This is a genomic window from Amycolatopsis sp. NBC_00438 (assembly GCF_036026695.1).
Lineage (GTDB): Bacteria > Actinomycetota > Actinomycetes > Mycobacteriales > Pseudonocardiaceae > Amycolatopsis.
Map to the genome: position 1 here is coordinate 132,827 of NZ_CP107923.1, position 23,191 is coordinate 156,017.

Genomic DNA, 23,191 nt, shown 5'->3' on the forward strand with positions numbered 1-23,191 from the left:
AACACTGTCACGCACTCACGGCCGTCACTTGCCGATGACCGGGGCGATCGCGGCCTTGGCCGGGAACAGCCGGCCGAGCGGCGGCTCGAAACCCGCCTCCTCCAGGGCCGCGAGCAGCTGGCCGCGCAGGGCGCGCTGCACCAGCCACTGCTTGCCCGGGCGGACCTTCACGGTCAGGCGCAGCTGGATGCCTTCCGGGGTGACGCTCTCCACCCCCAGCATCTCCGGCGGCTCGAGGATGTTGGCCTGCAGCGCTTCGCTCTCGGTCGCCGTGGAGGCGGCCCCCATCAGTACCGCGGACGCGCGTTCGACGTCGGCCGAGTAACCCAGCGGGACGTCGACCACCGCGACCGCGAAGCCCTGGCTGGAGTTGCCGACGCGCAGGACCTCGCCGTTGCGGACGTACCAGACCGTGCCCTTGAGGTCGCGCAGCGTGGTGATCCGCAGGCCGACGGCCTCGACGGTGCCGGTCGCCTCGCCGATGTCGACGACGTCGCCGACGCCGTACTGGTCCTCGATCATCATGAAGATGCCGGACAGGAAGTCCCGTACGAGGTTCTGGGCGCCGAACCCGATGGCGACGCCGATGATGCCGGCCGACGCGATGATCGGGCCCAGGTTGAGGCCCAGTTCGCCCAGCACGAGGATGAACGCGAGGCCGTAGACCAGGAACGTGGCCATCGACTTCAGCACCGAGCCGATGGTCGTCGCGCGCTGGCGGCGCCGTTCGATGACGGCCGAGCCGAGCACCTCGGGGGCTCGCTCGCGCAGGGGGCGCAGCAGCGACGGGAGCTTGCCGCCGGTCTTGGGCAGCGTCGTGACGCGGTTGATGACCCGTCTGATCAGCAATCGCACCAGGAACGCGATCACGATGATCATCAGGATCTTCAGCGGCTTGGTGAGCAGCCAGTTGGTCGAGCCGGCCAGCCACTCGTTGCCGGTGACCTTGAACACCTGGAAACACAAGGTGGAGGCGTCGCGGACGCACGGCGTCGAGTCGGCGGCGGCGGTGAGCAAGGGGGACACGGGAGTTCGATCATCCTTCCGATCAGGTCGGTTTCCCCAACTTCGAGTGGATGTTGGGTCGCGCGGATGTGACACGTCTTGTAACACACGTGCGCTGGGGGCCTGTTCTGTGGTCGACTATGCCTACGCCCCTGGAGGTGGTCGAGTGCCAGACCGACAACCCAGCCCCCGCGGTGTCTCCGGCCAAGCCATGGCCGAAGAGACGCCAGAGGTGGTCCTGCGTGCCCACCCGGGGGGAACCGCATCCGGCGGACCCGCCCCGGCCGGGCCGGGGAACCGCCCAGGGGGAGTCACCCGCCCGCCCGGTCAGCGTAGTAGAGGCCGGGATCCGGCTGCCCCGGCCTGGGGCCGGCGCCGGGTGCTCCTGCTCAACGCCACCTTCGAGCCGCTGACCGCGCTGCCCCTGCGCCGCGCGGTCGTGCTGGTGATGTGTGGCAAGGCCGAAGTCGTGCACGGCGATCCCGGCGGCGTCGAGCTGCACGCCGCGACGCTGTCGCTGCCGGTGCCCTCGGTGATCCGGCTCAGCACGTACGTGCGGGTGCCCTACCGCGCGAAAGTGCCGCTGACCAGGGCCGGGCTGATGCACCGCGACCGGTACCGCTGCGCCTACTGCGGAGGGCGGGCCGAGACGATCGACCACGTCCAGCCGCGCAGCCGCGGCGGACCGCACAGCTGGACGAACTGCGTCGCCTGCTGCGCCAAGTGCAACCACCGCAAAGCGGACCGGCTGCTCTCGGAGATCGGCTGGAAGCTGCGGGTCGTCCCGCGAGCCCCGCACGGCCCGCACTGGCGGCTGCTCGCGCACTCCAAGGAGGCCGACCCGCTCTGGCGGCCCTACCTCGGTTCGGCCGCGTAACCACGACGCGTTCAGGGGGCTCCGGGTGGCGGAGCCCCCGGCTCGGGGCGAAGCCCCGGTTGACGCTGCCCTGACATGCCGCCGCCCCGGCTGCCTTGCGGCGGCCGGGGCGAGCCGGAGTGCTTGCGCGGTGCGTCCAGGAAGCGCGGAACGAGCTCAGGCGGCGAGCGTGTAGTCGCTCTGGCAGGTGACGCGGGTGCCCATGGTGACGCGCGTGCCCCGGGTGACGCGGGTGCCCCGCGTGACTCGCGTGCCGCAGGTGACACGGGTGCCCGCCGTCACTCGCGTGCCCATCGTGACGCGCGTGCCCCGGGTGACCCGCGTCCCGCGCGTCACCCGGGTGCCTGCCGTCACCCGGGTGCCCATGGTGACGCGCGTCCCCGCCGTCACGCGGGTACCGCGAGTGACGCGTGTACCCCGGGTAACCCTTGTGCCCGCCGTCACACGCGTTCCGGGCACGAATTCGATCTCGCTGGGTGACGAGGTGGTCTCGGTGATCGCCTGTGCGGGGGTGTGGACGCTGTTCATGGCAAGGCCTCCTGGGACCGGTGCGTGACCTGCTGGGGCTGGGGAGCGGGGCGCAAGGCCCGTACAGGTGAAAAAGCTACGAGGATTTCAAGGCAACGACAAGACGACAGCGGCGGGTGCGGCCGCCTGTACGTTGAGTTGCAACCTTTCGGCCCGAAGGTCTTCGCCCCAACGTTCCAGTGCCCGCGCGCCAAGCGGCGGACGGCGCCTGCCTTACGACGAACGGTCGAGTGCCCTCGCGCGCGGTGGCTTCGGTGTCTTCGGAGGTCATCCGATACGCTCAGCGCCGTGAACGTTGTCGAGACGATCGTGGTCTTCGCCGTGATCCCGCTGGCGATCTACGGCTTCGCCGGGTTGCTGACGCTCCGGCGCAAGTCCGGTGGCGCCCCGCGGCACCGGCCGGGCCAGGCTTGGGAGTACCCGGCCATGTGGTGGAGTGCCAACCCCGACGGGGTCGGCGAAGGGCACCGGCCCGCCGGCGCCGAGAACGACGTGGTCGCCGGCGGCGCCACGGCTACCGCGGCAGGGGGCGCTCGTGGCAACTGGTGAGCTGACGAAGCGCGTCGACGAGTCCGAGCTGGGCTACGGCGAAGCGCTGACGTCCAGCGGCCGCGTGTCGGCCGCCAAGATGTACGAGCCCGCCGCTCCGGCCGGGCCGTTCACCACCCGCCAGCTGGCCCGCCTGGACGAGGCGCTGACGTTCGCGAGCCGGGAGACCGGCTTGGACTTCAGCCTCTACCTCGGCGAGCTGGGCGGCCAGGACAGCCGCGCGACGGCGGAGAAGCTGCACGCGACGACGGCGAACCCGGCCAACTCGGTCCTCATCGCGGTCTCGCCCGGCGAGCGGCTGATCGAGATCGTCACAGGCCGGGCGGCCTACAGCCGCCTGCCCGACCGCGGCGCCAAGCTGGCGATCGCGAGCATGGTGGCGTCGTTCAAGGAGGGTGACCTGGTCCGTGGCCTGGTCAACGGCCTCGCGAACGCGCTCCGCATGCTGTCCGACCAGGCGGGCCCCGCGCCCCGCTGACCCAGACACGCGAAAGGGCCCCGCACCACCCGGTGCGGGGCCCTTTTCGTGCGGTGCCGGTCCTCAACCGGCCCAAGGCGGCCTTCGGTGCGTCGGGCGCAACCAAGGCCGCCTTGGGGCGTTCGGATCAGGCCTGGGCGTCGAAGTCGCGGGCCGCGAGAGCCCGGACGATGCCCGCCCGGCCTTCCGAGACCAGCCGGCGCAGGGCCTGCGAGTGCTCGCCCTTCAGCCACGCGTCGGACGCCGTCACCGTCGCCGGCTCCACGGCCCACGACGGGTACAGCCCGATCGCGATCGGCTGCGCGCGCTCGCTGGAGCGCCGCTGCCACACCTCGTCGATCACCTCGAAGTACTTCGCGACGTACCCGCCGAGCAGCGCCTTCTGGCCCGGGTGCGAGAAGCCCGAGATCAGCGAGTCGCTGACGGCGTTGGTCAGCTCGTCGTCGTGGACCGCGCGCTCCCACGCGTCGGACTTCGCCTCCGCCGTCGGACGCAGCGCGCGGCCGCGTTCGGCCTGGCGGCGCCCGGTCGCTGTGTTGTCGCGGGCCAGCTCGGCGTCGAGCTCCCCGGTGCCCGCCTTGCCGTGCGCGACCAGCGCGTGCAGCAGCCGCCAGCGCAGGTCGGTGTCGACGCTGAGGCCCTCCAGCGGGGCCGAGCCGTCGAGCCAGCCGGCGACGACCGCGAGGGTCGCCTCGTCGAGCACGGAACCGGCCAGCGAGTTCACGAACGCCAGCTGGTGGTCCGAGCCCGGCTCGGCGGCGCGGACCAGCTCCAGCAGCCGCCCGGTGAACGCCGGCCAGCCGGTCGAGGCCGCCCAGCCCTGCTCGGCGTAGGAGTTCAGCGCGGTCTGGGCCTGCAGCAGCAGCCGCTGGACGACGCCGACCTCGGTCTCGGTGTGGATGCCGCGCTGCACCAGGGTGACGAAGTCGCGGGCCTTCAGCTCGGCCTCACGGGTCATCTCCCACGCCGCCGACCAGCACAGGGTGCGCGGCAGCGACTCGGTGATGTCGGCGACGCGGTCGATCAGCGTGGTCAGCGACACCGGGTCGAGCCGCATCGTGCAGTAGGTCAGGTCGTCGTCGTTGACCAGCACGAGCTTGCCCGCGGCCTGGCCGACGAGGTCCGGCACCTCGGTGCGCTCGCCGTCGACGTCCAGCTCGACGCGGTGGGTGCGGACGATCTTGCCGGTGCCGTCCTCGCCGTAGATGCCCACGGCGACGCGGTGCGTCCGCAGCTCGCCGGCGCCCGGCTTGGCGCCGGACTGCACGACGGCGAACGAGGTGAACGTGCCGTCGGAACCCACCTCGTAGCGCGGGCTCAGCGAGTTCAGGCCGGTGGTCTCCAGCCACTGCGCGCTCCACCACGACAGGTCGCGCCCGGACGCCTCCTCCAGCGCGCCCAGCAGGTCGGCCAGCGTCGCGTTGCCCCAGGCGTGCTTGCCGAAGTAGACCTTCAGCCCGTCGAGGAAGTGCTCCAGCCCGACGTAGGCGACGAGCTGCTTGAGCACGCTCGCGCCCTTGGCGTAGGTGATGCCGTCGAAGTTCACCTCGACCGCGTGCAGGTCGACGATGTCGGCGGCGATCGGGTGCGTCGAGGGCAGCTGGTCCTGGCGGTAGGCCCACGACTTCTCGATGTTCGCGAAGCTGGTCCACGCGTTCTTGTACTCGGTGGCCTCGGCCTGGGCGAGCACGCTGGCGAAGGTCGCGAACGACTCGTTCAGCCACAGGTCGTCCCACCAGCGCATGGTCACCAGGTCGCCGAACCACATGTGCGCCATCTCGTGCAGCAGCGTCTCGGCGCGCCGCTCGTAGGCGTAGCGGGTGACGCGGCTGCGGAAGACGTAGTCCTCGAGGAAGGTGACGGCGCCGGCGTTCTCCATCGCGCCCGCGTTGAACTCCGGCACGAACAGCTGGTCGTACTTGGAGAACGGGTACGGGGTGCCGAACTTGTCGTGGTAGAAGCCGAAACCCTGCTTGGTCTCGGTGAACAGGCGCTCGGCGTCCATGTGCTCGGACAGGGACGCGCGGCAGTAGATGCCGAGCGGGATCGTCTTGTGGGCGTCGGTGTACTCGTCGCGCCACTCGGCGTACGGCCCGGCGATCAGCGCGACCAGGTAGGTCGAGAGCCGCTCGGACTCCTTGAACACCGTCCGGACGGCGCCTTCCGGCGTCTCCTCGGCCGACTCGGCGAGGGTGTTGGAGACGACCTTCCAGTCCTTCGGCGCGATCACGGTGAGCCGGTAGACCGACTTCAGGTCGGGCTGGTCGAAGCAGGCGAACATCCGCTTGGCGTCGGCCGTCTCGAACTGGGTGTACAGGTAGACGCTTTCGTCGACCGGGTCGACGAACCGGTGCAGGCCCTCGCCGGTGTTCATGTACCGGCAGTCGGCGGTGACCGTGAGCTCGTTCACCTCGGCGAGGTCCGCCAGCGTGATGCCCCGGTCTTCGACGTAGGCGCTGATGTCGACGTCCGCGCCGTTCAGGGTGGCGGAGTGGACGCGGTCGGCGACGAGGTCGACCCAGGTCTCTTCGCCGGCCTTGGCGCTCGCGAACCGGACGGTCGTCTTCGACGCGAAGGTCTTCTCCCCGGGACCGCCGTGGCCGTCGGTCAGATCGAGCTCGATGTCGTAGCCGGTGACGTCGAGCAGATCCGCGCGCAGCTTGGCGAGGTCACGGGTCAAGTTGGGGGCGGGCACAGGCACCTCTGGTCGTGGGATCGGTTTTCAGGCTCCCCGCATCCAATCATGGGCACGGGGTCGCGGGCGACGAGGGAACAAGCGTGCGCTCCCCGGTGTTGGCCCGCAGTGTGGGCCCTGCCCACACGCCGACGTCGTCTTACTGTGCACAGGAGTACCCGATGACCGCTGCCGAGCAGCCCACGAAGGTCGATTTCTACTTCGACCCGATCTGCCCGTTCGCCTGGATCACCTCGCGCTGGATCCTCGAGGTCGAGAAGCACCGCAAGCTGGACCTGAGCTTCCGGGTGATGAGCCTGTCGTACCTCAACTCGGGCCGCGACGAGCTGCCGCAGGAGTACAAGGACCTGCTGGCGAAGGGCTGGGGCCCGGTGCGCGTGGCCGTGGCGCTGGCGCAGCTCAAGGGCGAAGAGGTGCTGCGGGACTACTACACCGAGTTCGGCACCCGCTACCACAACCAGGGCAACAAGGACCGCGACGCGGTCATCAAGGAGTCCCTGGCCGCGATCGGCGCGCCGGCCGAGCTGTACGACGCCGCGGACTCCACGGAGTACGACGAGGCCCTGAAGAAGAGCCACCACGAGGGCATGGACCCGGTCGGCATGGACGTCGGCACCCCGACGATCCACATCGACGGCGTCGCGTTCTTCGGCCCGGTCCTCAGCTCGATCCCGCGGGGCGAGGACGCCCTGAAGGTGTTCGACGGTGCGGTCGCGTTGTCGAGCTACCCGGACTTCTTCGAGCTGAAGCGCACCCGCACGGGTGACCTGAACTTCAATTGACCCGTTCCAAAAAGCGTCACTTTCCCTAGGAAAGATGCGTCGGAGGGCCCTTCGGACGCATCTTTCCCTACGAAAGTGACACGTCCGGTCAGAGGGTCTGGAGGGCGGCCGAGGTGACGTCGGCGGGGTAGCGGGACGCCGCTACCGCCGCCGCCTCGGTCGATTCTCCCCGGCCGACCGCCGCCTTCAGCGCGATCAGCTCGTGCAGGCCGTGGCGGTGGTAGCGGACGAAGTCGGCGTCGACCGGGTCGCCGTGGCCCGGGACGACCACGCGCGGTTCCAGCGCGAGCAGGGTGTCGAGCGTGTCCGGCCACGCGGTCAGGTCCGAGTCGGCGCCGAACGAGAACGCGCTGAAGCCGTGCTCGGCGTTCTCGACGATGTCCCCCGCGAAGACGACGCCGGCGTCCGGCACGTGCACGATGACGTCGTGGTCGGTGTGGGCGCGCCCGGGGTGCAGCAGCACCGCCGTCCGGCCGCCCAGGTCGAGCTCGGTCCGGTCGCTGAACAGGTGATCGGGGACCACGAACGTGGTGCGCGCGATGGCGTTGGCGATGGCCGCCTTGCCTTCCTCGCGGTAGTAGGCCATCCACTTCTCCCGCGCGCCCTCGGCGTATTCGGTCAGCTCGGCGCGGCAGCCCTCGTGCGCCCAGACCGCGCACGGCAGGAACCGCTCGGTGCCCCAGGTATGGTCGAAGTGCGCGTGCGTGAACGCGACCGCCCACGGCAGCGGCGTCAGCTCGCGCACGGCCGCCGCCAGCTCGGCGCCCTGGTCCAGGTCGCCGCGGGTGTCGATGACCAGGCAGCGGTCGGCCCCGATCACCAGCCCGACGGTCAGGTCCAGTTCCTCGTACCGCCGCGCGTGCACGCCGTCGGCGACCTCGACCCAGTGACCGGTCATCGCAAGACTCCTTCGTGCAGGACGGGAGCGGCGTCGCTCACGTCGATCCGGGCGGCCAGCGCGACGTCGCCGCCGTGCCCGGCCTCGGTCAGTTCGCGCCCGGACACGCAGTCCGCGACCGCCGCGACGTCCACCGACCGCGCGGCCAGCGCCGCTTCGGGGGACAGTGTGCGCCCGAACCGGGCCAGCGCGGCGGCGATCGCGCCCGCGCCCACCTGGTCCTCGACGCACGGGCGCAGCGGCCCGAACGTGTCGCCGTGGCCGAAGATGTTCACCCCCCAGCGTTCCCCGGCCGCGATGACGCCGACGGGGCCGCCCAGCTCGTGCGCCTTCGCGGCCACGGCGGAGGCGTTGCGCAGGCAGCCGGCCAGCACGTGGGCGCCGGTCGTCGCGGCCGCGTCGCACAGGGTGGCGCCGTTCGGCGAGGGCAGCGCGAGGAGCGTGCCGGGCGGGATGTCCGTCACAGACGACGGCCGGAGGGTGAACGTGGTCTCACCGGCGATGACGGCGCCCGCGGCCCGCGCGAGCGCGACCCCGCGTTCGTCCCGCCAGCGCACCGGCAGCACCCGGCCGCCGCGGCCGACCACGAGATCCGTGGTGGTGCTGAAGGAAAGCACGTCGACGACGATCAGCACCGCGCATTCGCGGCCGAGCGCCGCCACGCCTTCGCCGCCCCAGTCGAGCCTCACGTCGTGTCCCGACTGCTCCCAGATCCCCACCCCCGGAGCATGCCGGAAACCGGCCGTGATGGCAGACTCCCAGCCGTGCGTGTCTACTTGGGATCCGACCATGCCGGCTTCGAGCTGAAGAACCACCTGGTGGCTCACCTGGAGAAGCAGGGCCACGAGGTCACCGACATCGGCCCGCGGGTCTACGACGCGGCCGACGACTACCCGGCCTACTGCGTCGAGACGGCGCTGCGCGTCGTGGCCGACGAGGGCAGCCTCGGCATCGTCGTCGGCGGCTCCGGCAACGGCGAGCAGATCGCCGCGAACAAGGTCCCCGGCGCCCGCGCCGGCCTGGCCTGGAGCGTCGAGACGGCCAAGCTGTGCCGCGAGCACAACCACGCTCAGCTGATCGGCGTCGGCGCCCGGATGCACACCGCCGAGCAGGCCACCGAGATCGTCGAAGCCTTCCTGGCGACGGACGTCTCGCCCGAGGAGCGGCACGCCCGCCGCGTCCGGCAGCTGCTGGACTACGAGCGCACCGGAACCCCGCCGGCCCTGCCGGAGGCCTGATGCCCGAGGGGCACACGCTCCACCGGCTGGCGCGGCTGCACAAGCGCCGGTACGCCGGTGCCCCGGTCGAGGTGAGCAGCCCGCAGGGCCGCTTCGCCACCGAAGCGTCCCGTTTGGACGGTCGGGTGCTGCTCGGCGCCGAGGCGCACGGCAAGCACCTGTTCCACGACTACGGCCCGCACGGGGTCGTCCACGTCCACCTCGGGCTGATCGGCATCTTCAGCGAGGGCAAGGCACCCGCCCCGGCACCGGTCGGCGCCGTCCGGATGCGCCTGGTCGGCCGGACACAGTGGACGGACCTGCGCGGCCCCAACACGTGCGAGCTGCTGGACCCGGCCCAGGCCGACGCGATCAAGGCGCGCCTCGGCCCGGACCCGCTGCGCCGCGACGCGAAGCCGGACAAGGCGTGGGCGCGGATCTCGAAGTCGAAGGTCTCGATCGCCGCGCTGCTGATGGACCAGGCGGTCTTGGCCGGCGTCGGCAACGTCTACCGCGCCGAGGTCCTGTTCCGCCACGGCGTCGCGCCGATGACGCCGGGCCGCGCGCTGGACCGCGCGCTGTGGGACGACATGTGGGCCGACCTGGTGACGTTGATGCGTGACGGCGTCCGCGTAGGCCGCATCGACACGGTCCGCCCGGAGCACCTCCCGGAGGCGATGGGCCGCGCGGCGCGGGTCGACCGCCACGGCGGCGAGGTGTACGTCTACCGCCGCGCCGGCGAGCCGTGCCTGGTGTGCGGGACGCCGGTCGAGACGTCGGCGTTGGTGGGCCGGAACCTCTACTGGTGCCCGACCTGCCAGCCCGCCTGATTCAGAGCCGCGTGGCAAAGGTTTTCGCGAAGGTGTGCACGTCGCCCGGCCAGCGGGCCGACACGTAGTTCCCGTCCTCGACGACGAACGCCGGACGCTCGTCGTCGAGCCGGTCGCGGGCCCGGCCGCTCGCCTTCACGCGCTCGGTCGTGTCGCGGAAGTCGTCCGGACGCGCCAGCGCGCGGGTGACCTCCTGCTGCACCGACAGGTACCCCTCGGGCTGCCCCGGCTCCTCGACGTAGGTGCGGTAGTAGTCCGGGTCCCAGAACCGGGTCCGCCGCGCGAGCCGCCACGCCGTGCGCTCCAGCTGCCAGGTCAGCGCCGTCGTCGTGCGGCCGTGCAGCACCGAGCGGCCGGTGGCCGGGTCGACGCTGCGCGCGGCGAGCAGGACGCCGTGGCAGATCGCGCCGACCGGCAGGTCGCGGCGGAAGGCGTCGGCGACCACGCCCTGCAGCACGGGGCTTTCGAGGTACTCGCGCATGCCGCGGGCCCGGTGCCCGCCGGGCAGGAGCACGCCGTCGACGTCGTCGAGGTTGATGTCGTCCCAGCGGATCGGGGAGCTCCACGCGGGATCGTCGAGCAACGCGCGGTGGGCGTCACGCGCGGCTTCGTCGGCTCGGAGCACGCGGCCGAGCGCGGTGAACTTCTTCAGGCCCGGCACCCGGCTCCAGAGATCGAGGCCCTCGCCGGTGACCATCAGCTCGTCACAGGTGGCTTGCGTGCCGCCGGGTGTCGCGAAGACGACCGTGTGGTCCCGGCTCAGCACCGCCCGGCTGACGGCCACTTCGGACGGGTCCGAGTCCCGGGCCGGGACGGGGATCAGCACTCTCGCCACGGCATCCTCCTGAAGTCGTCCAGGAGGATGCCAGCCGGTGCTCAGAAGTCGAAACCGCCCCCGTCGAAGCCGCCGCCGTCAAAGCCGCCACCGTCGAAACCGCCGCCGCCCCAGTCGCCGCCGCCGTCACCACCGCCGAAGTCTCCTCCGCCGTCACCGCCGCCGTCACCGCCGCCGTCACCGCCACCATCGCCGCCGCCGGAGTCGAGCGCGTCCTGCTGGCCGGCGTCGTAACCCGACTCCCAGGCCCCGGCGCTGGCGATACCGCCCATGCCGGAGAACATCGCGCTGAACAGGAACATCGACCCAAGGCCCCAGGCGCCGGCGACGAGCGCGGGCTTCCACCACGGCTCGCTGTACCAGCCCTGCGGCACCGGCCGGCCGGCCACGCGGCCGCCGGGGTAGTAGTACGGCGTGTCCTGGCCGGCGTCGGGGGACGCGGCGTAGTGCTGGCCCTCGACGTCCACGTCGCGGCGCTCGGTGACCTTGCCGGCGCGCTCGCGCTCGGCCTCTTCCGGCAGCTGCGGGCCGGGGTCCATGCCCATCGCGACGCGCGCGGCGCGGACGTAGTAGAGGCCTTCGACGGCGGTGTCCTTCACCAGCCGGGCCTGCTCGATGGTCCGCGCCTGCTCCATCTGCGACCCGGCCGCGTTGTAGCGCTCGCTCGCGTCGGCCATCGCCTGCTGCGACGCGGTGTCCGTGCCGTTGATGTTGAGGACCTGGCCGCCGAGCCGCTCGACGAGGCGCCGCGCGTCGGCCTTGGCGTCGTCGAGTTCCCGCTGCCGGGCCGCGGCGCGCTGCCGCGAGAAATACAGGCCGCCACCGACGATCACGACGACGAGCACGATCAGGAAGATCGCGGTGCCCATGGACCACTCCCAGAAGCTCGGTGCCCGGTGACCGGAAGTCACCTTTGAATCGGACAACGCGGACGCTACGCGGAGGGTTCCCGGACAGTGATCCGGCACACCGCCAGGCCTGGCCGAAGAAACTAGAACACGTTATAGTTCCGTGCTATGAAGTTCACCCTGTCGATCGCGATGAACCCGCTTGATCAGCTGGGCGAGCTCGCCCGGGCCGCGGAAGAGGCCGGCTTCGCCTCCATCGCCCTGCCGGACTCGCTCTTCTACGCCGAGACGGTCTCCACAGACTATCCCTACACCCCCGACGGCAGCCGGTTCTGGACCGCCGACACACCCTGGGTCGACCCGCTGGTCGCGACCGCCGCCATGGGCGCGGTCACCAGCCGCATCGAGTTCTACACCTCCGTGCTGAAGCTCGGTTCGCGCAACCCCGTGCTGCTCGCGCGCCAGGTCGGCTCGGCGTCGGTGCTCACCGGCGGCCGGTTCGGCCTCGGCCTCGGCGTCGGCTGGCTGCCGCAGGAGTTCGAGTACTGCGGCGTGCCGTTCGAGCGGCGCGGCAAGCGGGTCGACGAGGCGATCGACGTGCTCCGGCTGATCCTCGACGGCGGCATGGTCGAGTACCACGGCGAGTTCTACGACTTCGACAAGCTGCAGATGAGCCCGGCGCCCGCCAAGCGGGTGCCTTTCTACATCGGCGGCCACACCGACGTCGCGCTGCGGCGCGCGGCCCGCGTCGCCGACGGCTGGTCGTCGGCGATGATGAAGCTCGAAGAGCTGCGCGAGACCATCGCGCGCCTGAAGGAGCTGCTGGCCGAGCGCGGCCGTGCCGACGACCCGTTCGAGTACCAGGCCGTCTGCATCGACAAGTTCGGCCTCGACGGCTACCGCGAGCAGGCCGAGGCGGGCGTCACCGACGTCATCACCATGCCGTGGGTGTTCGACGGCGTCGGGTTCGACGCCCCGGTCGAGCCGAAGCTGGAGTCGATCCACAAGTTCGGGGCCGAGATCATCGACAAGTTCGGGGAGTGACGGCGATGGGCGTGCAGGTCAGCTGGGACACGGAGAAGCAGCAGCCGCCGGCGCGGCGCGCGGCCCTGGCCTCGATGACGGCGGTGACGGCGGGCGACAAGGACGCGTGGCTGGCGCTGTTCGCGGCCGACGGTGTCGTCGAGGATCCGGTGGGCCCGTCGATGTTCGACGAGACGGGCAAGGGCCACCACGGCCACGACGGCATCAGTGCCTTCTGGGACAAGACGATCGGCAACGTCGAGCGCTTCGAGTTCGTCATCCGCGACTCCCACGCGGCGGGCGACGAGGTGGCGAACGTCGGCACGATCACGACGTACCTCCCGGGCGGCTACCGCGTCGACACGGACGGCGTGTTCGTCTACCGCGTCGGCGACGACGGCCTGATCACGTCGATGCGGGCGTTCTGGGAAACCGAACGCGCGATGGCGACGGCCCGGCAGGTGTCCGAATAGTCTGTCTTGCCGGCGACTGCCGTGCCGCGAGACCTGCACCCGGCTGCCTGGTGCGGGTCCCGGAAGCCGAGGCCTACCGCGACGAACTGCGGGAACGGCTGTCGTAGGCCTCCCGGGCCTCTTCGACCTTGCCGAGGTTGCCCGACCACTCGGAAAGGCTCGCGAACAGCGGCCCGAGGCTGCGGCCCAGCTCGCTGATCTCGTACTCCACGCGCGGCGGGACCTCGGCGTGGTAGGTGCGCACGACGAGGCCGTCGCGCTCCAGCTGCCGCAGCCGCTGGGTGAGCACCTTCGGCGTGATCGTGCCGATGCGGCGTTCGAGCTCGACGAACCGCTGCCGCCCGTATTCCTTGAGCGACCACAGGATCGGCGTGGTCCAGCGGCTGAAGACGATGTCGACGACCGGCGCGATCGGGCAGGCCAGCTCGGGTGTGGTTCCGGTCACTTTCGGGCCTCCAGCCAATACTTTCCTCTAGGTACCTACTATACGTCGGAATGTAGCGTCCTCCGCATGATCACAGTCATGGGAGCGACGGGAAACGTCGGAAGGCCGCTGGTGCGGGCGTTGGCCGCGGCCGGGGAACAGGTGACGGCGGTGTCCCGCCAGAAGACGCCGGACGTGCCGGACGTGCCGGACGGCGTGCGCGTGGCACCCGTCGTCGAGTCCGCTTTGGACGGTGCCGAGGCGCTGTTCCTGATGGTGCCGGGCGGTTTCGCGCCCCTGGACGGCTTGCTGGCCGCGGCGCGCGCGGCCGGCGTCGAACGGGTGGTGCTGCTGTCGTCCCAGGGTGTCGCGACCGGGCGGCACCCCTCGGTGCCGGAGGACTCCGTACGGGCCTCGGGTCTGAAGTGGACGATGCTGCGCCCGGGCGGGTTCGCGTCGAACGCGGTGCAGTGGGCCGGAAGCGTGCGGTCATCGCGGCAGGTGGTGGCGCCGTTCGGTGACGTCGCGTTGCCGGTGGTCGACCCGGAGGACATCGCCGCGGTCGCCGCGGTGGCGTTGCGCTCCGGCGGTTCCGGTGAGGTGTACGAGCTGACCGGCCCGTCCCCGATCACGCCCCGGCAGCAGGCGGCGGCGATCGGGGACGCGCTGGGCGAGCCGGTGGCGTTCGTGCCGCAGACCCGTGCGGAAGCACGTGCGGCGATGCTGGGCTTCATGCCCGAGCCGGTAGCGGACGTGACGCTGGACATCCTGGGCGCGCCGTCGCCGGCGGAGCAGCGGGTGAGCCCGGACGTGGAGCGGGTCCTCGGCCGCCCGCCCCGCCCGTTCTCGGCGTGGGCCGCGCGCAACACGGTGGCGTTCAAGTGACGGCACTGTCCTATCGGGACACCGGAACGGGAGCACCGCTGGTGTTCCTGCACGGCAACCCGACGTCGTCCTACTTGTGGCGCAACGTGACGCCGCACCTGCCGGGCCGCCGGCTCGCGCCGGACCTGATCGGCATGGGCGGCTCGGAGCGCCCGGACATCGAGTACACGTTCGACGACCACGCCCGCTACCTGGACGCGTGGTTCGACGCCCTGGACCTGGAGGACGTGGTCCTGATCGGCCACGACTGGGGTGGGGCGCTGGCGGCGGACTGGGCGTCCCGCCACCCCGCCCGCGTCCGCGCGCTGGCGTTCACCGAGGCGATCCTGAAGCCGATGACGTGGGAGGAGTTCCCGCCGGCCGGCGCCGACCTGTTCCGCGAGATCAAGACCCCGGGCGTCGGCGAGAAGCTGATCCAGGGCTTCCTCGAAGGCCTCCCGCCGGAGTACCGGACGACGCACGAGGTCCCGCTGCTGCGCTGGGCCCGTTCCCTGCCCCTGGGCGGCGAGCCGGCGGCGGTGGTCGCGCGCATCACGAAGTTCGACGCGTGGCTGGCGGCGACCCCGGAGATCCCGAAGCTCCTGATGACGTTCGAGCCAGGTCGCGACACGATGCTGACGCCGCCGATGATCGACTGGTGCGAGAAGACGTTCGCGTCCCTGGAGGTGGCCCACCACCCGCTGCCGGCAGGTCACCACACCCCGGAAGACCAACCGGCGGCGATCGCGCGGACGCTGGCGTCCTGGCTGTCCCGGCAATCTGGGACAACCGGCTGACGGAGGACGCTCGTATCCTCGGAGCAGCCGGTTCCCTCCGAGGCAAGGACTCCCATGGACGAAGCACGGATGTGGGCAGGGGTGGAGCAGGGAAGGCTCCGCCTGGCGGACCTCCTGGACGCGTTGCCCCCGGAGGACTGGGAGCGCCCCTCGCTGTGCACGGGCTGGAGCATCCGGGACGTCGCGGCCCACGTGACGGCCAACCCCCAGTTCGGCGTCGGTGACTGGCTCCGCGAGGCGGCCAGGGCGAGAGGCAACTTCAACCGCATGATCCACGACTCGGCCCGCCGCAGGGCCCAGGCACCCACCGGCGAGATAGTCGCCCAGCTCCGCAACCACGCGGCTTCCCGCCGAGTCCCGCCGGTCCCGGGAGCAGGCCCGGACTCGACGATCATGGACGTCCTGACCCACACGCAGGACATAGCCCTGGCCCTGGGCCAAGAGCCCCGAATCCCCCCGGAAGACGCGGCAGCGGGCCTGGGCAGCCTCTGGAAGCTGAAGTTCCCCTTCAACCCCCGCAAGAACCTGGCGGGCATGAGATTCATAGCGACAGACACGGACTGGGCAGTAGGAGAAGGAGCGGAAATCCACGGCCCGGCATCAGCATTCCTGCTGCTCTTCACCAACCGCAAAGCGGCCTACGAGCAGCTAAGAGGCCCAGGCCTGCCCCTGGCAAAGGCAAAGCAAGCAGCTTAACCGGCCAGGGAGGAACGCAACCAGGCCGCCAACCGCCGCCGACCGCACCGTGGGGGGTCCGGGGGGCTCGGCCCCCCGGGTACCACCCGGGATTCCGAGCGGCCAGCGCGTTCCGCGAGCACACTCCACCCACGGAATCCGGTCGGGATGACAGGATTTGAACCTGCGACCCTTCGCTCCCAAAGCGAATGCGCTACCAAGCTGCGCCACATCCCGGTCCACACCCCCAGGGGGGTGTGCGATCAGCCTAGCGGGTCACGCTAAGCTGACCTCGCACCCGGGTACCTCGGGGGCACGCGGGTGTAGCTCAATGGTAGAGCCCTAGTCTTCCAAACTAGCTACGCGGGTTCGATTCCCGTCACCCGCTCCAACGGCCGAGGCGGCGTCCGCCTCGAGCTTGGCGGCTATCACGTCCAGCAGTTTGTCGGTGTCGACCGGCTTGGTGATGTAGTCGTCGGCGCCGCTGGCCAGGGTCCGGGCGCGGTCTTCCGCGGTGGCTTTCGCGGTCACCGCGATCACCGGGAGGTCGGCGTTGGCCGCCTCGGCCCGGATCGCCGCGATGGTCGCGTTGCCGTCGAGTTCCGGCATCATCACGTCCATCAGGACCAGTGCCGTGTCCTCGTTGCGTTCCAGGGCGCGGATGCCGTCGACGCCCGTTTCGGCGTAGACGACTTCCAGGCCGGCCTGTTCCAGGACCGCGGCCAGGGCGAACACGTTGCGCAGGTCGTCGTCGACGATCAGGACCTTCTCGCCCTGGAAGCGCTTCGGGGCGATGTCGGGGGCGGCCACCAGGACCGTGCTGGGGACCGGCGGCAGACGCGGCGATGACAGGGCCGTCACCGCCGGGTCCACCAGGTTCGACGCCGCCACCGGGAGGTAGAGCGTGAACGTCGAGCCCTTGCCCGGCTCGCTGACCACGCGCAGCTCGCCGCCCAGGAGCTCCGTGAGCTGCTGGCTGATGTTGAGGCCCAGGCCGGTGCCGCCGTACTTGCGGCTCGTGGTGCCGTCGGCCTGGCGGAACGCCTCGAAGATGACCGCCAGCTTCTCCGCGGGGATGCCGATGCCGGTGTCCTCGACGGCGAACGCGATGATGCCCGGCGCGTTGCGCAGCGCCTCCTGCTCGACCTCGGCCGGGTCGGCCGCGCGGATGTGCAGGCGGACGCCGCCCTCGTCGGTGAACTTCGCCGCGTTCGAGAGCAGGTTGCGCAGGATCTGCTGGAGGCGGTGCTCGTCGGTGTGGACGCTGCCCGGCACCGGCGGGTCGATGTGGACGGCGAACTCGAGGCCCTTGTCGGCCGTGAGGGGCCGGCAGAGGGACTCCACGTAGTCCACCAGCTCGGGCAGCGTGATGTCCGACATCTGCATGTCGAGCCGGCCCGCTTCGACCTTCGCCAGGTCGAGGATGTCGTTGATCAGCTGCTGCAGGTCGGAGCCCGCCGCGTAGATCGTGCGGGCGAACTGGATCTGCTTCTCGGTGAGGTTGCCCTCGGGGTTCTCCGACAGCAGCTTCGCCAGGATCAGCGCGCTGTTCAGCGGCGTCCGCAGCTCGTGCGACATGTTCGCCATGAACTCGGTCTTGTACTGCGACGCGACCGTCAGCTGCCCGGCGCGCTCCTCCAGTTCCTGGCGGGCCTGCTCGATCTCGCTGTTCTTGACCTCGATGTCGCGGTTCTGCTGGGCGAGCAGCGCGGCCTTCTCGGCCAGCTCGGTGTTGGACCGCCGCAGCTCGCCCTGCTGGGCCTGCAGCTGCTCGGACCGCGCGCGCAGCTCCTGCGCCAGCCGCTGCGACTCGGTGAGCAGCGCCTCGGTGCGGGAGTTCGACAGGATCGTGTTGACGTTGACACCGATCGTGTGCCGCAGCTGCTCCAGCAGGTCCTGGTGGACGGTGCTGAACTCGTTGACCGAGGCCAGCTCCAGCACCCCGAGCACCTCGCCCTGGAACAGCACCGGCAGCACGATGAGGTTGACCGGTGACGCCGAGCCGAGCCCGGACGACACCAGTGCGTACTCCGGCGGCGCGTGGTGGACCAGGATCGTGCGGTGGTCGACGGCGGCCTGCCCGATCAGCGACTCGCCGATCGCGAACCGCAGGCCGGCGCGGGACTGGGCGAGGCCGTAGGCGGCGATGCACTCCAGCACCGTGCCGCCCGAGTCGTCGTCGCGGGCCAGGAAGAACGCGCCCTGCTGGGCGCGGACCAGCGGCGCCAGCTCGGACAGGATCAGCGCGCCGACCGACGCGAGGTCGCGGTGCCCCTGCATCCGGCCGGACAGCTGGGCGAGGTTGGTCTTCAGCCAGTCCTGCTCGGTGTTGGTCCGCGTCGTCTCCTTGAGGTTCGCGATCATCTGGTTGATGTTGTCCTTGAGGTCCGCGACCTCCCCGGACGCGTCGACCGTGATGTGCCGGGTCAGGTCGCCCGCCGTCACCGCGGTGGCCACCTGCGCGATCGCGCGGACCTGCGTGGTCAGGTTCCCGGCCAGCTGGTTCACGCTCTCGGTGAGCCGCTGCCAGGTGCCGGACACGCCGTCGACCTCGGCCTGGCCGCCCAGCTTGCCCTCGGTGCCGACCTCGCGCGCCACGCGCGTGACCTCGGAGGCGAACGCCGAGAGCTGGTCGACCATCGTGTTCATGGTCGTCTTGAGCTCGAGGATCTCGCCGCGGGCGTCGACGTCGATCTTCTTCGTCAGGTCGCCCCGCGCGACGGCCGTGGTGACCTGCGAGATGTTCCGCACCTGGCTGGTCAGGTTGTGGGCCATGAAGTTGACGTTCTCGGTCAGGTCCTTCCAGGTCCCGGCCACGCCGGGGACCCGCGCCTGACCGCCGAGGATGCCTTCGGTGCCGACCTCGCGCGAGACGCGCGTGACCTCGTCGGCGAACGCGCGCAGCGTCTCCACCATGCCGTTGAGGGTCTCGGCCAGCGCCGCGACCTCGCCCTGGGCGACGATCGAGATCTTCTTCGACAGGTCGCCGTTGGCCACGCCGGTCGCCACGGTGGCGATGCTGCGCACCTGGTCGGTCAGGTTGGTGGCCATGACGTTGACGTTGTCGGTGAGGTCCTTCCACGTGCCCGCGACGCCGCGGACGGTGGCCTGGCCGCCGAGCTTGCCTTCGGTGCCGACTTCGCGGGCGACGCGGGTGACTTCGTCGGCGAAGGCGGAGAGCTGGTCGACCATCGTGTTGAGCGTGGTCTTGAGTTCCAGGATCTCGCCCCGGGCGTCGACCGAGATCTTCTGGGTCAGGTCGCCCTTCGCGACCGCCGACGTCACCGTGGCGATGTTGCGGACCTGGTCGGTCAGGTTGTTCGCCATGAAGTTGACGTTGTCGGTGAGGTCCTTCCAGGTCCCGGCGACGCCGGGCACGGTGGCCTGGCCGCCGAGCTTGCCCTCGGTGCCGACCTCGCGGGCGACGCGGGTGACCTCGTCGGCAAACGCGGAGAGCTGGTCGACCATCGTGTTGAGCGTGGTCTTGAGCTCCAGGATCTCGCCGCGGGCGTCGACCGCGATCTTCTGCGTCAGGTCGCCGCGCGCGACCGCCGTCGCGACCTGGGCGATGTTGCGGACCTGGGTGGTCAGGTTGTTCGCCATGAAGTTCACCGAGCCGGTGAGGTCGCGCCAGGTGCCGGCGACGCCGGGGACCTGCGCCTGCCCGCCCAGCTGACCCTCGGTGCCCACCTCGCGGGCGACGCGGGTGACTTCGTCGGCGAAGGCGGAGAGCTGGTCGACCATCGTGTTCATGGTCGTCTTGAGCTCGAGGATCTCGCCCCGGGCGTCGACGGTGATCTTCTGCGTCAGGTCGCCCTTCGCCACGGCCGTGGTCACGTGGGAGATGTTGCGGACCTGGTCGGTCAGGTTGTCGGCCATCCCGTTGACGGAGTCGGTGAGGCTGCGCCACGTCCCGGCCGCGCCGGCCACCTCGGCCTGGCCGCCGAGCTTGCCCTCGCTGCCGACCTCGCGCGCGACGCGGGTGACCTCCCCGGCGAACGCCGAGAGCTGGTCGACCATCGTGTTGAGCGTGTTCTTCAGCTGCAGGATCTCGCCGCGGGCGTCGACGTCGATCTTCTTCGTCAGGTCGCCGGTGGCCACCGCCGTGGCCACCTGGGAGATCCCGCGGACCTGGTCGGTCAGGTTGTCGGCCATCAGGTTGACCGAGTCGGTGAGGTCACGCCAGGTGCCGGCGACCCCCGGCACCTGGGCCTGGCCGCCGAGCTTGCCGTCCGAGCCGACCTCGCGGGAGACGCGGGTGACCTCGTCGGCGAACGACGAGAGCTGGTCGACCATGGTGTTGATGGTGTTCTTGAGCTCGAGGATCTCGCCGCGGGCGTCGACGTTGATCTTCTGGGTCAGGTCGCCGCGCGCGACGGCTGTGGTGACCTGCGCGATGTTGCGGACCTGCTCGGTGAGGTTGTCGGCCATGAAGTTGACCGAGTCGGTCAGGTCGCGCCAGGTCCCGGACACGCCCGGGACGACCGCCTGGCCGCCGAGACGTCCCTCACCCGCGATCTCGCGGGAGAGCCTCGTCACTTCGACGGCGAAGCGCGTCAGCTGCGCGATGAGTCCGTTGACCGTCTTCGCCAGCGTGGCGTACGCGCCCTGCAGCGGGCGGCCGTCGAGGGTGAGGGTCATCGGCTGGGACAGGTCGCCGTCGGCGACGCCGCCGAGCACGCGCTCCAGCTCGATGGCCGGTCGCGTGAGGTCGTCGATCAGGCCGTTGACGGCGTCGACGGCGGTGGCCCAGCCGCCGGGGCCGACCTCGGTCTCCAGCCGTTCGAGCAGCCTGCCTTCCTGGCCGACCGCCGTGCGCGCCCGCAGCAGCTCGCTCACGAGCCGCTGGTTGCGCTCGGCGATGTCGTTGAACGCGACGGCGAGCTGCGCCGAGACGCCGTCGCCGTGCGGCACGAGCCGCCGCCGGAAGTTGCCGTCCCCGAGATCCCGCACCGCCACGAGCAGCCGCTCCAGCGCCGCTGCTTCGCCCTGGGATTCCGTTGTCATGTGTGCCGACCCTCTCCACCACGCATGCGCCAGCCATGGTCGTTGGCCCAGCGTGCCATGATTCGCCCTACACTTCGAGCCAGTCCGCCCGCTCACGCGGTAGCCGTGCGATAGCAGTCCGGAGGCAGGAGGTCCGTGCATGGTGTCACGTCCGGCACCGGCGTCGGCAGCCCTGCCGCCGATGGCCGGCGATGACGCGCCGCCGGGGTTCGACGCCTTCGGCCGGGCCGTCCTCGAGGACGTCCGCGACGCCGTCTTCCTGCAGGACGCCGCGAGCGTGCTGCGCTGGGCGAACCCCGCCGCGCGGACGCTGACCGGCGACATCGAGCCGAAGCTGCACCCGGTCGCCGAGACCTTGACGACCGGGGCTGCGCCCCGGGCCGGGGGCTCCGCCACCCAGGCCCCCGCAGGGCAGCTGTTCGGGCACGTCGAAGTGGCGGGCCACCGCCACCCCGCGCGCGTGCGGGCCCTGCCGGGCGGCTGGCACGCGTGGACGGTCCCCAGCCTCGACGAGGCGCGCACCGAACGCGTCGACGTCCCGCAGCGGCGCGTGAGCGACTTCCTGGCCGAGGCCGGCCCCCGGCTGGCGGCCGCGCGCGGCCGCCACGGCACCGCCCGCGTGATCGCCGAGATCGCCGCGGCCGCGCTGGCCGAGACCGTGTTCGTGCTCCTGCCCACCACCCGCGGCCGGTGGGAGTGGTGGAGCTGCGAGAACCCGTCCGCGCACGGCCACGGCCGGATCCGGCGGGTGCCCACCCAGGTCGCGCCGGTGCTGGCGGCGACGTTCGGCGCCACCGGCCGGCCGCGGCCGGTCCCGGTGCCCGCGGCCGAGGTCGCCACGCTGCCGTCGGTCGTCGCCGACCGGTTCGCCGGGCACGCCGAGGTCACCGTCGTCTCGCTGGGCCCGAGCGTGAGCGCCGGGGTCACCGGCGCGCTGCTGCTGGGCCGCCGCGCGGACCCGGAGTTCGGCGGCGAGCAGGACCGCGCGGTCGTCGAGTTCGCGAAGGCGTCCGGCACGGCGCTGGCCAACGCCCAGCGCTACGCCCGGCAAGAGGAGGCGACGCGCGGCCTGGAGACCACGCTGCGCCCGGCCGACCCGCCCGAGCTGGACGGCGCGCGCTTCGAGACCTGGTACGAGCCGGCCGCCGGGGTGCTCACGGTCGGCGGCGACTTCTACGACGTCCTCCCGCACGACGACGGCAGCGCGTTCCTAGTGCTCGGCGACATCTGCGGCAAGGGCGCCGAGGCCGCCGCGCTGACCGGGCGGGTCCGGCACGCGCTGACCGCGCTCGCCATGGTCGAACGCGACGGCCGGACCCTGCTGCGGCTGCTCAACGAGCTGCTCATCGCGGGCGGCAGCAGCCGGTTCGCCACCCTGGTGCTCGGCACGGCCACACCGTCGGAGGGGGGCGTCGACCTGACGCTGGCCTCGGGTGGGCACCCGGCGCCGCTGATCGTGCGGCACGCGGGCGGCGTCGAAGAGGTCACCGTCCCGGGCACGCTGGTCGGCATCTCGCCGCAGGCCCGGTTCGCCGAAGCGCGGGTGCGGCTGGGGCCGGGCGACCTGTGCCTGCTCTACACCGACGGCATCACCGAGGCCCGCAACCGCCACGACCCGTCGGAGCTGTTCGGCGACGACCGGCTGCGCGCGGTGCTGACGGCCGCGGCCGGGCAGCCGGCCCGCGAGGTCGTCCGGCGGCTGCGCCAGGCCGTGCGCGACTGGCTCGGCAGCTCCGCCCACGACGACATCGCCGTGCTGGCCGTGGAGTGCGCGGACTGATCGTCCGCCGCCCGCGTTTGCCGCCGGCCGGAGCGGGTAATTCCGATTCCATGGCGAATGCACTTGAAGGCCGCCGGGTCGCGATCCTGGCCGCGGACGGCGTCGAACAGGTCGAGCTGGAGCAGCCGCGCCGGGCCGTCCTCGACGAGGGCGCGACCGTCGAGCTCGTGTCGCTCGACACGGGCGAGATCCAGGCCATGAACGGCGACATCGACAAGGGCGACACGTTCGCCGTCGACCGCAAGGTTTCCGACGTGGCGATCGGCGACTTCGACGCGCTGTTGCTGCCCGGCGGCACGATGAACCCCGACAACCTGCGGGTGAACCCCGAAGCGGTGAAGTTCGTGGGCGACTTCGTGCGCGCGGGCAAGCCGGTCGGCGTGATCTGCCACGGTCCGTGGACGCTCGTCGAAGCGGATGTCGTGCGTGGCCGCACCTTGACGTCGTACCCGAGCATCCGGACCGATCTGCGTAACGCGGGGGCCACCGTCGTCGACGAAGAAGTAGTCGTGGACAACGGCCTGGTCTCCAGCCGCAACCCGGACGACCTGCCGGCGTTCTGCGCCGCGGTGGTGCGGGAGTTCGCGGGCTGACCGGGCCGTCCTC

Annotated in this window: 22 protein-coding genes and 2 tRNA genes; 14 read left to right on the top strand and 10 right to left on the bottom strand. The window is 71.4% G+C overall.

The genetic code is table 11. The features are described from left to right. Positions 1-24: 24 nt before the first annotated feature. Positions 25-1,026, bottom strand: coding sequence for a mechanosensitive ion channel family protein (locus OG494_RS00550; protein WP_328450813.1), 1,002 nt, complete (start codon positions 1,024-1,026; stop codon positions 25-27). A 358-nt stretch (positions 1,027-1,384) separates the two neighbouring features. Between OG494_RS00550 and OG494_RS00555 the strand changes: the two genes are divergently transcribed. Further along, positions 1,385-1,882, top strand: coding sequence for an HNH endonuclease (locus tag OG494_RS00555; protein WP_328450815.1), 498 nt, complete (start codon positions 1,385-1,387; stop codon positions 1,880-1,882). Positions 1,883-2,038: 156 nt separating this feature from the next. Here the strand turns inward: OG494_RS00555 and OG494_RS00560 are convergent, their stop codons facing one another. Then, positions 2,039-2,410: a hypothetical protein gene (locus OG494_RS00560; protein ID WP_328450817.1), complete on the bottom strand. Its 372-nt coding sequence runs from the start codon at positions 2,408-2,410 to the stop codon at positions 2,039-2,041. A gap of 288 nt (positions 2,411-2,698) precedes the next feature. Between OG494_RS00560 and ctaJ the strand changes: the two genes are divergently transcribed. Together ctaJ and OG494_RS00570 are read left to right on the top strand one after the other, a co-directional pair. Then, positions 2,699-2,959: an aa3-type cytochrome oxidase subunit CtaJ gene (gene ctaJ / locus OG494_RS00565; RefSeq protein ID WP_328450819.1), complete on the top strand. Its 261-nt coding sequence runs from the start codon at positions 2,699-2,701 to the stop codon at positions 2,957-2,959. Beyond that, on the top strand, positions 2,946-3,437 hold the full coding sequence (locus tag OG494_RS00570; protein ID WP_328450821.1) for a DUF5130 family protein: 492 nt from the start codon (positions 2,946-2,948) through the stop codon (positions 3,435-3,437). Before ctaJ ends, OG494_RS00570 begins: the two co-directional genes overlap by 14 nt. Before the next feature lie 127 nt (positions 3,438-3,564). Here the strand turns inward: OG494_RS00570 and pepN are convergent, their stop codons facing one another. Beyond that, positions 3,565-6,132: an aminopeptidase N gene (gene pepN / locus OG494_RS00575; RefSeq protein ID WP_328450823.1), complete on the bottom strand. Its 2,568-nt coding sequence runs from the start codon at positions 6,130-6,132 to the stop codon at positions 3,565-3,567. A 161-nt stretch (positions 6,133-6,293) separates the two neighbouring features. On the opposite strand from pepN, the gene OG494_RS00580 reads away from it, so the two are divergent. After that, a complete protein-coding gene (locus OG494_RS00580) occupies positions 6,294-6,914 on the top strand; it encodes a mycothiol-dependent nitroreductase Rv2466c family protein (protein ID WP_328450825.1) in 621 nt (206 codons plus the stop codon). A gap of 88 nt (positions 6,915-7,002) precedes the next feature. Here OG494_RS00580 and OG494_RS00585 read toward each other — a convergent pair whose 3' ends face one another. Continuing rightward, on the bottom strand, positions 7,003-7,812 hold the full coding sequence (locus OG494_RS00585; protein WP_328450827.1) for an MBL fold metallo-hydrolase: 810 nt from the start codon (positions 7,810-7,812) through the stop codon (positions 7,003-7,005). Beyond that, complete coding sequence (locus OG494_RS00590; RefSeq protein ID WP_442874368.1) at positions 7,809-8,531, bottom strand: 2-phosphosulfolactate phosphatase; 723 nt, start codon at positions 8,529-8,531, stop codon at positions 7,809-7,811. Before OG494_RS00590 ends, OG494_RS00585 begins: the two co-directional genes overlap by 4 nt. A 45-nt stretch (positions 8,532-8,576) precedes the next feature. On the opposite strand from OG494_RS00590, the gene OG494_RS00595 reads away from it, so the two are divergent. Together OG494_RS00595 and OG494_RS00600 are read left to right on the top strand one after the other, a co-directional pair. After that, on the top strand, positions 8,577-9,050 hold the full coding sequence (locus OG494_RS00595) for a ribose-5-phosphate isomerase (protein WP_328450831.1): 474 nt from the start codon (positions 8,577-8,579) through the stop codon (positions 9,048-9,050). Beyond that, positions 9,050-9,859 (top strand): Fpg/Nei family DNA glycosylase, encoded by an 810-nt coding sequence (locus tag OG494_RS00600; protein WP_328450833.1) that lies wholly within the window; start codon positions 9,050-9,052, stop codon positions 9,857-9,859. Before OG494_RS00595 ends, OG494_RS00600 begins: the two co-directional genes overlap by 1 nt. Before the next feature lies 1 nt (position 9,860). On the opposite strand, the gene OG494_RS00605 is transcribed toward OG494_RS00600, so the two are convergent. Further along, positions 9,861-10,694 (bottom strand): DJ-1/PfpI family protein, encoded by an 834-nt coding sequence (locus OG494_RS00605; protein WP_328450835.1) that lies wholly within the window; start codon positions 10,692-10,694, stop codon positions 9,861-9,863. A 41-nt stretch (positions 10,695-10,735) separates the two neighbouring features. Continuing rightward, positions 10,736-11,563, bottom strand: a complete 828-nt coding sequence (locus OG494_RS00610) for a hypothetical protein (RefSeq protein ID WP_328450837.1) — start codon at positions 11,561-11,563, stop codon at positions 10,736-10,738. Between the two features lie 147 nt (positions 11,564-11,710). On the opposite strand from OG494_RS00610, the gene OG494_RS00615 reads away from it, so the two are divergent. Continuing rightward, on the top strand, positions 11,711-12,586 hold the full coding sequence (locus OG494_RS00615) for an LLM class F420-dependent oxidoreductase (RefSeq protein WP_328450839.1): 876 nt from the start codon (positions 11,711-11,713) through the stop codon (positions 12,584-12,586). A 5-nt stretch (positions 12,587-12,591) separates the two neighbouring features. Continuing rightward, positions 12,592-13,038, top strand: a complete 447-nt coding sequence (locus OG494_RS00620) for a nuclear transport factor 2 family protein (RefSeq protein ID WP_328450841.1) — start codon at positions 12,592-12,594, stop codon at positions 13,036-13,038. Positions 13,039-13,111: 73 nt separating this feature from the next. Here OG494_RS00620 and OG494_RS00625 read toward each other — a convergent pair whose 3' ends face one another. Continuing rightward, positions 13,112-13,483 (bottom strand): winged helix-turn-helix transcriptional regulator, encoded by a 372-nt coding sequence (locus OG494_RS00625; protein WP_328450843.1) that lies wholly within the window; start codon positions 13,481-13,483, stop codon positions 13,112-13,114. Between the two features lie 66 nt (positions 13,484-13,549). On the opposite strand from OG494_RS00625, the gene OG494_RS00630 reads away from it, so the two are divergent. From OG494_RS00630 to OG494_RS00640, 3 genes are read left to right on the top strand one after another with little or no spacing between them, the layout of a single operon-like run. Further along, positions 13,550-14,347: an NAD(P)H-binding protein gene (locus tag OG494_RS00630; protein ID WP_328450845.1), complete on the top strand. Its 798-nt coding sequence runs from the start codon at positions 13,550-13,552 to the stop codon at positions 14,345-14,347. Then, positions 14,344-15,123, top strand: coding sequence for an alpha/beta fold hydrolase (locus OG494_RS00635; protein ID WP_328450847.1), 780 nt, complete (start codon positions 14,344-14,346; stop codon positions 15,121-15,123). The genes OG494_RS00630 and OG494_RS00635 overlap by 4 nt, the downstream gene beginning before the upstream one ends. A gap of 54 nt (positions 15,124-15,177) precedes the next feature. Beyond that, complete coding sequence (locus OG494_RS00640) at positions 15,178-15,819, top strand: maleylpyruvate isomerase family mycothiol-dependent enzyme (protein ID WP_328450849.1); 642 nt, start codon at positions 15,178-15,180, stop codon at positions 15,817-15,819. A 142-nt stretch (positions 15,820-15,961) separates the two neighbouring features. On the opposite strand, the gene OG494_RS00645 is transcribed toward OG494_RS00640, so the two are convergent. Further along, positions 15,962-16,035 (bottom strand) — tRNA-Pro (locus OG494_RS00645). Positions 16,036-16,115: 80 nt separating this feature from the next. Here OG494_RS00645 and OG494_RS00650 point away from each other — a divergent pair. Then, positions 16,116-16,189: transfer RNA gene (locus tag OG494_RS00650), tRNA-Gly, on the top strand. Here the strand turns inward: OG494_RS00650 and OG494_RS00655 are convergent. Further along, positions 16,141-20,805 (bottom strand): HAMP domain-containing protein, encoded by a 4,665-nt coding sequence (locus OG494_RS00655; RefSeq protein WP_328458840.1) that lies wholly within the window; start codon positions 20,803-20,805, stop codon positions 16,141-16,143. The genes OG494_RS00650 and OG494_RS00655 overlap by 49 nt on opposite strands. Positions 20,806-20,944: 139 nt before the next feature. Here OG494_RS00655 and OG494_RS00660 point away from each other — a divergent pair, with 139 nt between their 5' ends. Then, a complete protein-coding gene (locus OG494_RS00660) occupies positions 20,945-22,585 on the top strand; it encodes a SpoIIE family protein phosphatase (protein ID WP_328450851.1) in 1,641 nt (546 codons plus the stop codon). A 50-nt stretch (positions 22,586-22,635) separates the two neighbouring features. Beyond that, positions 22,636-23,178, top strand: a complete 543-nt coding sequence (locus OG494_RS00665) for a type 1 glutamine amidotransferase domain-containing protein (protein ID WP_328450853.1) — start codon at positions 22,636-22,638, stop codon at positions 23,176-23,178. Positions 23,179-23,191 lie beyond the last annotated feature (13 nt).